This window comes from Legionella micdadei (assembly GCF_000953635.1).
GTDB classification, from domain to species: domain Bacteria; phylum Pseudomonadota; class Gammaproteobacteria; order Legionellales; family Legionellaceae; genus Tatlockia; species Tatlockia micdadei.
The window spans coordinates 590,549-603,415 of sequence record NZ_LN614830.1 but is presented as its reverse complement, the minus strand read 5'-3'; the positions used below and the strand labels follow the sequence as shown (position 1 = coordinate 603,415).

Sequence of the window (12,867 nt, the reverse complement as noted above, 5' to 3'; positions counted from 1 at the left end):
GATCTCAGGAAGAACATGCCTAATTTAGAATATTTTTTTACCTTAAATGAAAAGGAAATAGAATTACAATACAGAATAATTCATTACTATAAAAACCATGAGAGTACCTTTCTAAACGGGCTAATCAGGAGCACTGATACAGGCAGCTTAATCAAACTTGCTCTTCTAAATCCAGAAATTGATGAAATATGTCATCTCCCACAATTCGCTGAATATTGGAATAATGTTTGGCGCCTTTGTGGAGTTAATCCACGTGAAAACGCAGAAATTAATGGCAGACCGATACATGAATATATGCCTATCGCGACTATTCCCTCATGTTTCGAGCAAATTAAAGGATATTTTCTTTATGTTACTTATCAACATTTATTGGATAAGGATGGGAATTTATCAAAAGAATTATACCCAGAAGCAGAAACATACTTAACTGCTTCTGCTCAGTTTGGATGCTATTTTTCTGCAAATATCCTATGTAGAACGGGTATAAATTTATTGCAAAATCGCTTTGATGAAGAAATTGTAAAAAAAATTCTCTTTTTTGCAGAAATTGCTGCCAGACTCTATTTATCACCCGGCTACTTCCTATTGGCAAATATGTATCAAGAACTCATTAAATTTGAAGGAGAGCCCATTTTAGGAGCTTTTGATTTACGCATGGAAGCCTTTAGAGCCATTAACATTGCTAAGCGACTTGAAGATTATTCTGCACCGATGATAAACAATGCCTATCAAGGAAAAACTTTAGCTGCAGCTACTGGTGGACAAATAAAAAGTTATTCTGAAGCTGAACAGCGGTTACAACAATTGTTATGTTTAAATTATGATGAACTGGAAATCTCGAGTAAGAAAGCTAAAGCAGAAGCTGATTTGATCATCGATCAACTGCATTTGGATGAGGCACTAAATTCCGAAGCCTCTGTCTCGATCGCTGGTTAAAGCGTATCTACAATTTTTTTCTAATGACAATAGGAAATAGAAAAAGCGGCACGAAGGCCGCTTTTTAGAATAAAACCCTGGCGATGACCTACTTTCACATGGGGAAGCCCCACACTATCATTGGCGCAGGTATGTTTCACTTCTGAGTTCGAGATGGGATCAGGTGGTTCCAAACCGCTATAGTCGCCAGGAAACCTGGTTTACCGATTGGGCTATTAACCAATCAGCTTGGTAAAGTGGATAGAGGTTAACACAAACTCTGTATTCATTTGTCTGAGCAATTTACATTGCCCTGTCATTCAATATTGCCTTGCTTCTTCACTCATAACCTAAAGGCAGTTCAGGTTATATGGTCAAGACAATCAGCCAATTAGTACGAGTTAGCTACACACATTACTGTGCTTCCACACCTCGCCTATCAACGTCGTAGTCTTCAACGGGCTTCATGGGAAAACTCATCTTGAGGGAGGCTTCCCGCTTAGATGCTTTCAGCGGTTATCCCGTCCGAACTTAGCTACCCGGCAATGCAACTGGCGTCACAACCGGTACACCAGAGGTTCGTCCACTCCGGTCCTCTCGTACTAGGAGCAGCTCCTCTCAATTTTCCTACGCCCACGGCAGATAGGGACCGAACTGTCTCACGACGTTCTAAACCCAGCTCGCGTACCACTTTAAATGGCGAACAGCCATACCCTTGGGACCTGCTTCAGCCCCAGGATGTGATGAGCCGACATCGAGGTGCCAAACACCGCCGTCGATATGAACTCTTGGGCGGTATCAGCCTGTTATCCCCGGAGTACCTTTTATCCGTTGAGCGATGGCCCTTCCATTCAGAACCACCGGATCACTAAGACCAACTTTCGTTCCTGCTCGAGCCGTCACTCTCGCAGTCAAGCACCCTTTTGCCTTTACACTCTTGGTACGATGTCCGACCGTACCGAGGGTACCTTTGTGCTCCTCCGTTACTCTTTGGGAGGAGACCGCCCCAGTCAAACTACCCATCATACACTGTCCTCAGCCAGGATTACTGGCCCAAGTTAGAACCTCAATAATAACAGGGTGGTATTTCAACGGCGGCTCCATGCGAACTGGCGTCCGCACTTCATAGCCTCCCACCTATCCTACACAGTCATCATCAAAGTCCAGTGCAAAACTATAGTAAAGGTTCACGGGGTCTTTCCGTCTAGCCGCGGGTACACTGCATCTTCACAGCGATTTCAATTTCACTGAGTCTCGGGTGGAGACAGTGTGGCCATCGTTACGCCATTCGTGCAGGTCGGAACTTACCCGACAAGGAATTTCGCTACCTTAGGACCGTTATAGTTACGGCCGCCGTTTACCGGGGCTTCGATCAAGAGCTTCTCCGAAGATAACCCCATCAATTAACCTTCCGGCACCGGGCAGGCGTCACACCCTATACGTCTTCTTACGAATTTGCAGAGTGCTGTGTTTTTAATAAACAGTCGCAGCCACCTGGTCTCTGCGGCCCTCTTCAGCTCATTAAGCATGTCAATTCACCAAAAAGGGCGTACCTTCTCCCGAAGTTACGGTACCATTTTGCCTAGTTCCTTCACCCGAGTTCTCTCAAGCGCCTTAGTATTCTCTACTTGTCCACCTGTGTCGGTTTGCGGTACGGTTCTCTGTAAGTTATGGCTAGCGGCTTTTCCTGGAAGCTTGGCATCAATGACTTCTCCGCACACCGTAGTGTCAGAACCACTTCGCACCTCAGCCTTAACAAGGGGCCGGATTTGCCTAACCCCTCAGCCTACATGCAAGTACCAGGACAACCATCGCCCGGCTCACCTAGCCTTCTTCGTCCCCGCTTCACCACTTACAAAAAGTCCAGGAATATTAACCTGGTTCCCATCAGCTACGCATTTCTGCCTCACCTTAGGGGCCGACTCACCCTGCTCCGATTAACGTCGTGCAGGAAACCTTAGACTTCCGGCGAGTGGGTTTTTCACCCACTTTATCGTTACTCATGTCAGCATTCGCACTTCTGATACCTCCAGCCCACCTCTCAGTGAACCTTCTTCAGCCTACAGAACGCTCCCCTACCACGTGCACTTAGTGCACATCCGCAGCTTCGGTGTATGGTTTTAGCCCCGTTACATCTTCCGCGCAGGCCGACTCGACCAGTGAGCTATTACGCTTTCTTTAAAGGGTGGCTGCTTCTAAGCCAACCTCCTGGCTGTCTGTGCCTTCCCACATCGTTTCCCACTTAACCATAACTTTGGGACCTTAGCCGACGGTCTGGGTTGTTGCCCTCTCCACGACGGACGTTAGCACCCGCCGTGTGTCTCCCGTGGTCCAATTATCCGGTATTCGGAGTTTGCATCGGTTTGGTAAGCCATGACAGCCCCCTAGCCGAAACAGTGCTCTACCCCCAGTAATCATCCCACAAGGCGCTACCTAAATAGCTTTCGGGGAGAACCAGCTATCTCCGGGCTTGATTAGCCTTTCACTCCTAGCCACACGTCATCCGATAATTTTTCAACATTACCCGGTTCGGACCTCCAGTTGGTGTTACCCAACCTTCATCCTGCACATGGCTAGATCGCCCGGTTTCGGGTCTACTCCCAGCGACTCTCGCCCTATTCAGACTCGATTTCTCTACGGCTCCCTTATTAGTTAACCTCGCCACTGAAAGTAACTCGCTGACCCATTATACAAAAGGTACGCAGTCACTAAGCCTAAACCTAGCTCCCACTGCTTGTACGCAAACGGTTTCAGGTTCTATTTCACTCCCCTCTCCGGGGTTCTTTTCGCCTTTCCCTCACGGTACTGGTGCACTATCGGTCAGTAAGGAGTATTTAGCCTTGGATGATGGTCCACCCATATTCAACCAGGATTTCACGTGTCCCAGCCTACTTGTTCGTGTGCTTAGTTCCTCATATCCGCTTCGTATACGGGACTTTCACCCTGTATCGTGGTACTTCCCAGAACCTTCTACTCGCTTCAATGATATATCACACCAGGCTCCTCCCCGTTCGCTCGCCGCTACTTGGAGAATCTCGTTTGATTTCTTTTCCTTCGGGTACTTAGATGTTTCAGTTCCCCGAGTTCGCTTCCGTAACCTATGTATTCAGTCACAGATGACCTCGCTCTCGCAAAGCCGGGTTCCCCCATTCGGACATCTTCGGATCACAGCTCGTTTCCAGCTCCCCAAAGCTTTTCGCAGGATTCCACGTCCTTCTTCGCCTCTTACTGCCAAGGCATCCACCGTTTGCGCTTCTCTTCTTGACCATATAACCTCAACCACCTCCCTACAGCGCCCTTTTCGCTCCTCTTCATCGATTAACGAAAAAAACATTGCAAAGATTCTCAAAACAGGACCCATTAGCCCCGTTCCAAGCGCCATCGGTTATACTACAAGGACAATACTAATTCGCTTGTGTTACCTCTATTTCTCTACCAAATTGTTAATGAACTTCCGGATATTCCAGACAAAAGCACTCTCAGCCTCTTTAAACTGAGAATTCTTTGGCCTTGATAATCCCGAAACGACTGATTGGTGGGTCTGGGTGGACTTGAACCACCGGCCTCACCCTTATCAGGGGTGCGCTCTAACCAACTGAGCTACAGACCCAATTTTTGCCTCAGCTTTTGCCAGTCGTTATCGACCAACAAAAAAAATGCAAAATTTTTTGCTTCGGCTTTCTGTTGCTTTGCTGTCGCAATTCTCTTGAAAACAAACTGTGTGGGCGCTTTGAGCTCTCGTCGTACCTTTCATTTCTATTAAGGAGGTGATCCAGCCGCAGGTTCCCCTACGGCTACCTTGTTACGACTTCACCCCAGTCATGAATCACACCGTGGTAAACGTCCCCCATTGGTTAGACTATCTACTTCTGGTGCAACCCACTCCCATGGTGTGACGGGCGGTGTGTACAAGGCCCGGGAACGTATTCACCGCGACATGCTGATTCGCGATTACTAGCGATTCCGACTTCATGAAGTCGAGTTGCAGACTTCAATCCGGACTACGACCAGCTTTCAAAGATTTGCTCCAGGTCTCCCCTTCGCCGCCCTCTGTACCGGCCATTGTAGCACGTGTGTAGCCCTACCCGTAAGGGCCATGATGACTTGACGTCATCCCCGCCTTCCTCCGGTTTGTCACCGGCAGTCTCCTTAGAGTCCCCGCCTCTACGCGCTGGCAACTAAGAACAAGGGTTGCGCTCGTTACGGGACTTAACCCAACATCTCACGACACGAGCTGACGACAGCCATGCAGCACCTGTATCAGTGCTCCTCGCGGCACTTCCACATCTCTGCAGAATTCACTGTATGTCAAGGGTAGGTAAGGTTCTTCGCGTTGCATCGAATTAAACCACATGCTCCACCGCTTGTGCGGGCCCCCGTCAATTCCTTTGAGTTTTAATCTTGCGACCGTACTCCCCAGGCGGTCAACTTATCGCGTTTGCTTCGTCACTAACCTCATTCATAAGGCCAACAACTAGTTGACATCGTTTACAGCGTGGACTACCAGGGTATCTAATCCTGTTTGCTCCCCACGCTTTCGTGCCTCAGTGTCAGTATTAGGCCAGGTAGCCGCCTTCGCCACTGGTGTTCCTTCCGATCTCTACGCATTTCACCGCTACACCGGAAATTCCACTACCCTCTCCTATACTCAAAGTCTCACAGTCTTATCTGACCACCCTAGGTTGAGCCCAGGAATTTCACAGATAACTTATAAAACCACCTACGCACCCTTTACGCCCAGTAATTCCGATTAACGCTCGCACCCTCCGTATTACCGCGGCTGCTGGCACGGAGTTAGCCGGTGCTTCTTCTGTGGGTAACGTCCAGATAATTAGCTCTTAACCTATCACCCCTCCTCCCCACTGAAAGTGCTTTACAACCCTCAGGCCTTCTTCACACACGCGGCATTGCTGGATCAGGGTTCCCCCCATTGTCCAATATTCCCCACTGCTGCCTCCCGTAGGAGTCTGGGCCGTGTCTCAGTCCCAGTGTGGCTGATCATCCTCTCAGACCAGCTACCGATCGTCGCCTTGGTAGGCCCTTACCCCACCAACTAGCTAATCGGACGCAGGCTAATCTTAAAGCGCCAGGCCTCGCGGTCCCCAGCTTTCCTCCTAAGAGCTCATCCGGTATTAGCATGAGTTTCCCCATGTTATCCCAAACTTTAAGGCATATTCCTACGCGTTACTCACCCGTTCGCCACTCGCCACCCATCTAGTAAACTAGACCGTGCTGCCGTTCGACTTGCATGTGTTAAGCATGCCGCCAGCGTTCAATCTGAGCCAGGATCAAACTCTTCAGTTCAATTCCTGTGCTAGTCTCACTAGCTTCTTTACTTCTTCATTCGGCACTTCATTCACTCAAAGCGCCCACACAGTTTGTCTTCTATCTTCTTAATGAACACACCCCGAAGGCGTGATGCGTATTCTACTCATCCCTATCTCCTTGTCAAACACTTTCTTTAATTTTTTAGAAAAATCTTTTCTTCTAACGAAAGTTCTTCTTCCAAGGGCTTTTTATCCAAACTCAATGATATGACTATATTTATGATAAGCGCTACTAACACAATAGATAGTGCCTGCGAAAAGGTTAAGTCCATTTCTAAAAGTTTGCCTACTGCAGGTTGTAATAGAGGCGCACTCATCATAAGAATCATATTGCATGTCGATAAAGCAGTGGCGCGAATAGTATCGGGCACTGCATCTTTTACCACAGCAAAAGATTGAATATAGCAGGATGAGAAAAAACCCATCAATAATAGTATAGGATACAATTGCCACAATGATAACTCAGGGACATATAATAGTATCGCAAAAAGGGCTGCAGTAAGACCGTTAAAGAATCCCATTAACATTCGTCTTTGCTTCCAACGCTCAATAAGCCAAGCAGTTAAAGGACCACCAATGCCAATGCCGATAAAAATCATTGACATCATGCCGCCAGCTGACTCTAAAGACAGCGGCTGGAATTTTTGCATGCAAAAGGGAACTCCCCATAACGTTACTACTACATTAACGATGGCAAACATTGCAAAACCGTAGTAACCAGCTAGCCAAACTTGCTTATTTGATAAAGTTTGTTTGAGTGCCGAACCCAAAGTTAAATGCTCTCCCTTATTTTTTTGCATAGAGGATGGTTGATTACGAATAACAAGCGTTATGATTATAGTGACTACCAAAGCGCAACAACCCGCTAAAATCATCGTTGCTCGCCAGCTATAATGGGTAATAATCAATGCCATCCCGATTTCTCCCCCCGCTACTCCAAGCATTGCTAGGGTTTCAGAAATCCCAATCAATAAAGCGAAGTACCGTGCTGAAAACCACGAAGAAGTAACATGTAGCATTCCCACAAAACCAAAAGCACTACCCGCCCCCATAATCAATCGGGCGATATAAGCTTGCCAATACGATTGACTGAAAGCCAAAGAAAAAATACCAAGCGAAAGTAAGCACGAAGCAAGAATTAAAATTTTGCGTGGTCCAAAGCGATCATAGGCAAGGCCAACAGGAATTTGCATCAACACATAAGAAATAAAAAAGGCACTAGACAATGCCCCCACTTCCGTACTTGTTAAATGGAAATCTTTTTTCCATTCGGTGGCCATTAATCCAGCCATTGTTTGAAGATAAAATTGAAACAATGCAAAACTGGTTGTTGTTATCCAGTTAAGCCAAGGTAAAAGCTTAGGCATAATACAGATTTCATTTAATCACATGCAGAGTGTGACGTATCTTATGTTTTCATTCTAAAAAATTCAAAAATTTATGGAAAAATGATCGTCTTAACTCATTCAATTTCTGACAATTTAATAAAACAATTATCTTGAAACGCGTGGGGCAGGAATCGGTAGACACTTAATGGAATGCATATTATCTCATTATCCGGCAGGAACACAGTTCTATATACTGACACGCGTATTTAATACCGATGCTAAAAATCTATATGGTAAACGATTAGGATTCGAGCCTATTGAAGAAAAAGAGGTTTCCGATTTGGGCTATGACGCACGGTACTGTGGCTTTAAGCATACAACTACTGTCGCTGAAGTTGAGGCTATTAAAGCACGACAGACTACTTTAGTACCTACAGGAGGGGTAGTAACGCCTTATAATGATTCCATCAGTGAAAGAGAAGAGTCAGCAAGACTAACTATGTAAGTGAAGTGCAACCGTGAGGAATGGCATCTACTGATTGTAACTATTGAAATTATCATCCATGATTTCTTGCAGAAAACCTAGCCATCCCTATTTTTTTTTGTTACTCTTCGCAATTCAACGATGGTGGCTCTATTGGTCCCCTCGCGACGATAGATTGTGAACCCCGTCAGGCCCGGAAGGGAGCAGCGGTAGCAATTGATGCGGGCGCCGGGGTGTGGCTTCTAGAGCTGCCGCCAATTTGTGAACGTCCAATGAGCTATCTGGCACTAGCGCGTAAATGGCGGCCACGTACCTTTTCCCAACTGGTTGGCCAAGAACATATAAATAAGGTTTTAATCAACTCGCTTAACCAACAGCGATTGCATCACGCCTACCTTTTTACTGGTACACGCGGGGTTGGTAAAACCAGCGTTGCCCGGCTTTTAGCTAAAGCATTGAATTGTGAACAAGGGATTAGTGCCGAGCCTTGCTTGCAATGCGATACCTGCCTAGCAATCGAACAAGGTCGCTTTATCGATTTAATTGAAATTGATGGCGCTTCAAGAACTCGCGTGGAAGATACCCGTGAGCTTTTAGAGAATGTCCAATATAGCCCAACGAGCGGACGATTTAAAATTTACTTAATAGACGAAGTGCACATGCTTTCGCAGCATAGTTTCAATGCGTTATTAAAAACGCTGGAAGAACCACCCTCTCATGTGAAATTTTTATTGGCAACTACTGATCCGCAAAAACTGCCTGTCACCGTTCTTTCACGTTGCCTGCAATTCAGCCTCAGGCATTTACCCGCAGAAATGATCAGCCAGCACTTGCAGTATATTCTAAAAGATGAGCAACTAACCTTCGAACTGGAAGCTGTAGAGATCTTAGCTAAAGCAGCGAAAGGAAGTATGCGAGACGCGTTGAGTTTGCTCGATCAGGCTATCGCCAGTACCGATAAACATCTCAAGGCGCAAGAAGTAAAGCTAATTTTAGGCTACACACAACAAGATTACGCAATACAAGTATTACAAGCCTTGGCAAAATTGGATGCACAAGAACTCATTCAGTTGAGTAGGCAAATCGCAAGTGAAGGTGGGCATTTTCGCTACGTATTGGATGAATTACTTGATTATCTCCATCAAATTACAATTGAGCAGACTCTCCCCAGCGATAACCCTTTGATCAGCAGCAAACCTGAAATAAAAACCCTGGCAAATCAATTTAGCCCTGAAGATGTCCAATTATTCTATCAAATTGGTATTAAAGGTACCGACGAAATGTATCTGGCACCGTCTTTAGCAATTGGATTTGAAATGACTTTATTGCGCATGTTGGCATTTAGACCAGCCTCTAAAGTAGATATTCCGCCACTCGCCTATGAGGCAGCAAAAAAATCAGCAGACTCAGCAAACTTCAACAAAACTGAGGAACGCGAATTAACACCTATTGGTTATGAAGAGCAGGCCGAAGAACTTCCTGCTTCATCTTTCAAGCCAGAAAAGCAGCCTATGATTAGCCCCGAGAACAATGATTGGGGAGCTCTATTAGTTCAGTTAAAATTAACTGGATTGGCCTTAACAGCAGCGGAAAATGCAGAATTTGTTACGAAATCAGGCCAAGAAGTCATCCTTCGCGTTGCCAAAGGACATCGTTCTTTATTTACGCCCGCAGTAGTAAACCGTATCGAGCAGGCGCTTGGCATCTATTATGGCGAATTGATTAAAATTAACCTTAGTACTGAAGATTCAATTCACTCATCTCCTGCTCAGCAAAAGCAAATTGCCCAGAATCAACAGCAACAAGAGGCTGAAATAAATTTGCAAAATGATCCTATTTTTCAACAGTTGCGGCAAGAATTTTCAGCTGAATTGGTCAAAAATTCTATTGTCCCTGTTAAAGATGAATTATAATTAACAAGTTAATTAAACGTGAGGTAACTATGGATATTAGTCAAAATCTGGGCAACTTGATGAAAGAGGCGCAAAAAATGCAGCAGCGTATGCAAGAAGCCCAAGAGCAATTAAGTAAATTAGTCGTAGAAGGTGAATCAGGTGGCGGAATGGTTAAGGTTAAAATGAATGGCCGTCACGATGTCGTTGAAATAAAAATTAATCCGACACTTATGGAAGAAGATGTTGAGATGATTGAAGATTTAACTGCAGCAGCCTTTAACGATGCAGTCCGCAAAGTTGAAAAAGCGTCTAAAGAAAAAATCAGTCAGTTGACCGCAGGCCTTAATATTCCAACTGATTTTATGAAGGATCAGGAAGATAAGGAATAAAAGAGCTAATGGATGCTTTAAGCCGTTTGGTGGATGCTTTCCGTTGCCTACCTGGAGTTGGCCCCAAATCTGCGCAGCGTATGGTGTTTCATCTTCTTCAACACCAACGCCAGCGTGGCTTGCATCTAGCCTCATGCCTCGAGCAAGCTATGCTGGCTATTCAGCATTGCAAGCGTTGCAATAATTATACTGAGCTAGATTTGTGCAAACTCTGCCAGGATCCCTCTCGTGATTTATCGACAATTTGTATTGTAGAAAATCCGGCTGATGTCACTGCAATTGAACAAAGCAATGCATTTAACGGCAGTTATTATGTATTAATGGGAAAAATTTCACCTCTTGATGGTCTTGGGCCTGAAGACATTGGCTTGCCTCAATTGCGCGATCTTATCATTCGCGAAGAGATAAAAGAGGTCATTTTAGCCTTAAGCCCTACTGTTGAAGGCCAAACTACAGTTCATTTCATTCATGAACTTTTGCGTGGACACCCATTACGCATTAGTCAGTTAGCACATGGAATTCCCTCTGGGGGGGAGCTGGAATTCTTAGATGCGAATACGATTAGCAGTGCATTACGAAATAGAGCCAAGATTAATGTTTAGTATTAAGCGTTTTAAATACCGCTATATACCCAAGAAACCTGAACATTCTATTTTTACCCTGTTGAAATATGTTGGGTATATTCTTTTTATAAGCCTAACTCTAGTGATGAGTAACGCACACGCTTCGTTTAATAAAAATCTGTGGCCTGAATGGGAAGTGAATAATCCTCTATCAAGAGCGAGTATTGACCACAGTGATTGGCAAGAATTCCTTAATCGTAGAGTCCTAACAAACCAAGAAAATATCAATTTAGTCGATTACAGCCATCTTACAGATGAGGATTACACGTTATTGCAGCGATATATTGAGAAAATGTCGAAAATCGATATCAATAATTATAACCGTAATGAACAATTAGCCTTTTGGATCAATCTTTACAATGCGCTTACTGTGCAAATCATAGCCGATTATTATCCTGTCGGGAGTGTTGAAGAAATCAACATTTCTCCCGGCTTATTTAGCATTGGGCCTTGGGGTAAAAAAGTAGTCACCATTAATGGCGTTTCCTTATCGCTTGATGAAATACAAAATCGCATCATTCGACCCATTTGGAATGATCAACGCACTTTGTATGCAATTAATAATGGCTCTATAGGCGCTGCCAATTTAAGCAAACAAGCTTATCGCGGCTCCACAATTGATGCAGCTCTCAATGAAGCTGCATTTAACTATGTCAACTCTCTTCGAGGCGCACAAGTCATCGAAGGTGCATTGGTTGTATCAAAAATTTATGATTGGTTTAATGAAGATTTTGGCGGCACAAAGAAAGATGTTATTACCCATTTGAAGCAATTCGCTAAAGAGCCATTGAGTAGTCAACTTAAACATATCAATGACATTGATAATTATGTCTATAATTGGCATTTGAATAGTACTGTCTCAAGCGAATAACACAATTCAGCTTACATTCGCTAGACCTCAATGTTAAGGGAAGAACATGCAAAATCACAAACCAGTTGTTTTGATCCTAGGGGCCACAGGCCAAATTGGTCAATTGGTTACAGCAGAACTTGCTAAAAATGACCAGATTATGTTGCGTCCTGCTGCGAGAAAGCAAGAGCAACTCGAAGCTCTGGCCAATCGTTATGGCAATTCCGTCTATATTGATCTTGACCAACCACAGACTTTTGCCCCGGCACTTCAAGGTGCGAATCGACTTTTTTTATTAACCGGTTATTCCGTTTCAATGGTGGCGCAATCTAAAACTATAATTGATGCAGCAAAAAAAGCTGGAGTTGAGTTCATCGTGCATTTAGGTGTTTTTAGCCAAGCTTGGGATTGCTCTACACCTCATTTTGCATGGCATCAACTAATTGAAAGCTATATAAAACATTTGGGATTTAAATGGACATTTCTTCATCCCAATTGCTTCTTTCAAAATCTTACTAACTTTTCTCTTCTAAAGAACAATAAATTTCGCTGGTATACATCAAAGCCCTGTGGCTGGATTGCTTTAGAAGATCTTGCGGAGGCAGCAGCAAAAATCCTTATTGAAGGCCCGGAGAAACATCATGCCAAAGATTACTGGTTCTCAACTGAGTCCTTGGAATTGCAAGAATTAATTAAAATCTTGAGCAATACAACCGGAAAACACATCACAGCCGATCTGCAACCACCCGATCAATTCCTTACCGATCAAAGTACCGATTTGGCCTCATTAGATCCTTACGCTTACAGCGTGGCTGAATCCTTTGCCCAAATTGAAGATGGGCGTATGGCTTTCATCGGAAATGTAAAAGATGACATGCAAATCCTATGTAACCGTAAAGGATTATCCTTTGAGCAGTGGGCAAAACAGCATAAGACAAAACTTATCCAATGTTTAGATTTTGTTGGGAATGGAAACATTAATTGGGGATAAGATTGCTTTGGGCATCACGAGCAACCTCGTTCTCTAATAGGAAAAAGCGCTGATTTCAAAATAGG

8 protein-coding genes, 1 tRNA gene, 3 rRNA genes and 1 other RNA gene are annotated in these 12,867 nt (G+C 44.5%); 8 read left to right on the top strand and 5 right to left on the bottom strand.

Annotated elements, in window-relative coordinates; translation table 11 throughout:
* The first annotated feature begins 15 nt into the window (after window positions 1–15).
* A complete protein-coding gene (locus tag LMI_RS02770; RefSeq protein ID WP_045098437.1) occupies window positions 16–936 on the top strand; it encodes a DUF5630 domain-containing protein in 921 nt (306 codons plus the stop codon).
* Between the two features lie 75 nt (window positions 937–1,011).
* On the opposite strand, the gene rrf is transcribed toward LMI_RS02770, so the two are convergent.
* The 5 genes from rrf to LMI_RS02745 all read right to left on the bottom strand — a co-directional run bounded on the left by rrf (window position 1,012) and on the right by LMI_RS02745 (window position 7,609).
* Window positions 1,012–1,127: ribosomal RNA gene (rrf, locus tag LMI_RS02765) — 5S ribosomal RNA — on the bottom strand.
* A 158-nt stretch (window positions 1,128–1,285) separates the two neighbouring features.
* Window positions 1,286–4,182 (bottom strand): 23S ribosomal RNA (locus LMI_RS02760).
* Between the two features lie 266 nt (window positions 4,183–4,448).
* Window positions 4,449–4,525, bottom strand: a tRNA-Ile gene (locus tag LMI_RS02755).
* A 150-nt stretch (window positions 4,526–4,675) separates the two neighbouring features.
* Window positions 4,676–6,219 (bottom strand): 16S ribosomal RNA (locus LMI_RS02750).
* Together the 16S, 23S and 5S rRNA genes with 1 tRNA gene alongside form the textbook arrangement of a ribosomal RNA operon.
* A 157-nt stretch (window positions 6,220–6,376) precedes the next feature.
* Window positions 6,377–7,609: an MFS transporter gene (locus LMI_RS02745; RefSeq protein WP_045098436.1), complete on the bottom strand. Its 1,233-nt coding sequence runs from the start codon at window positions 7,607–7,609 to the stop codon at window positions 6,377–6,379.
* A gap of 166 nt (window positions 7,610–7,775) precedes the next feature.
* Here LMI_RS02745 and LMI_RS02740 point away from each other — a divergent pair, with 166 nt between their 5' ends.
* The 7 genes from LMI_RS02740 (at window position 7,776) to LMI_RS02715 (ending at window position 12,802) form a co-directional block, all read left to right on the top strand.
* Entirely contained in the window at window positions 7,776–8,075 is a 300-nt protein-coding gene (locus LMI_RS02740; protein WP_045098435.1) for a hypothetical protein, read from the top strand.
* 130 nt (window positions 8,076–8,205) lie between these two features.
* Window positions 8,206–8,302: signal recognition particle sRNA small type (ffs, locus tag LMI_RS15045), an RNA gene on the top strand.
* 24 nt (window positions 8,303–8,326) lie between these two features.
* A complete protein-coding gene (dnaX, locus tag LMI_RS02735) occupies window positions 8,327–9,967 on the top strand; it encodes a DNA polymerase III subunit gamma/tau (RefSeq protein ID WP_045098434.1) in 1,641 nt (546 codons plus the stop codon).
* 29 nt (window positions 9,968–9,996) lie between these two features.
* Window positions 9,997–10,338 carry a YbaB/EbfC family nucleoid-associated protein gene (locus LMI_RS02730; protein WP_045098433.1) on the top strand — a complete coding sequence of 114 codons (342 nt, stop codon included), beginning with the start codon at window positions 9,997–9,999 and terminating at the stop codon, window positions 10,336–10,338.
* An 8-nt stretch (window positions 10,339–10,346) separates the two neighbouring features.
* Complete coding sequence (recR, locus tag LMI_RS02725; protein WP_045098432.1) at window positions 10,347–10,940, top strand: recombination mediator RecR; 594 nt, start codon at window positions 10,347–10,349, stop codon at window positions 10,938–10,940.
* A 106-nt stretch (window positions 10,941–11,046) separates the two neighbouring features.
* On the top strand, window positions 11,047–11,832 hold the full coding sequence (locus LMI_RS02720) for a DUF547 domain-containing protein (protein ID WP_045100524.1): 786 nt from the start codon (window positions 11,047–11,049) through the stop codon (window positions 11,830–11,832).
* 46 nt (window positions 11,833–11,878) lie between these two features.
* Window positions 11,879–12,802: an NmrA family NAD(P)-binding protein gene (locus LMI_RS02715; protein WP_045098431.1), complete on the top strand. Its 924-nt coding sequence runs from the start codon at window positions 11,879–11,881 to the stop codon at window positions 12,800–12,802.
* The last annotated feature ends 65 nt before the right edge of the window (window positions 12,803–12,867 follow it).

Excerpts from the sequence above, each read along its gene's own strand:
- LMI_RS02745 (WP_045098436.1), bottom strand. The coding sequence starts at position 7,609 with ATGCCTAAGCTTTTACCTTGGCTTAACTGGATAACAACAACCAGTTTT.
- LMI_RS02715 (WP_045098431.1), top strand. The coding sequence starts at position 11,879 with ATGCAAAATCACAAACCAGTTGTTTTGATCCTAGGGGCCACAGGCCAA.
- LMI_RS02730 (WP_045098433.1), top strand. The coding sequence starts at position 9,997 with ATGGATATTAGTCAAAATCTGGGCAACTTGATGAAAGAGGCGCAAAAA.
- recR (WP_045098432.1), top strand. The coding sequence starts at position 10,347 with ATGGATGCTTTAAGCCGTTTGGTGGATGCTTTCCGTTGCCTACCTGGA.
- LMI_RS02740 (WP_045098435.1), top strand. The coding sequence starts at position 7,776 with ATGGAATGCATATTATCTCATTATCCGGCAGGAACACAGTTCTATATA.
- LMI_RS02770 (WP_045098437.1), top strand. The coding sequence starts at position 16 with ATGCCTAATTTAGAATATTTTTTTACCTTAAATGAAAAGGAAATAGAA.
- LMI_RS02720 (WP_045100524.1), top strand. The coding sequence starts at position 11,047 with ATGAGTAACGCACACGCTTCGTTTAATAAAAATCTGTGGCCTGAATGG.
- dnaX (WP_045098434.1), top strand. The coding sequence starts at position 8,327 with ATGAGCTATCTGGCACTAGCGCGTAAATGGCGGCCACGTACCTTTTCC.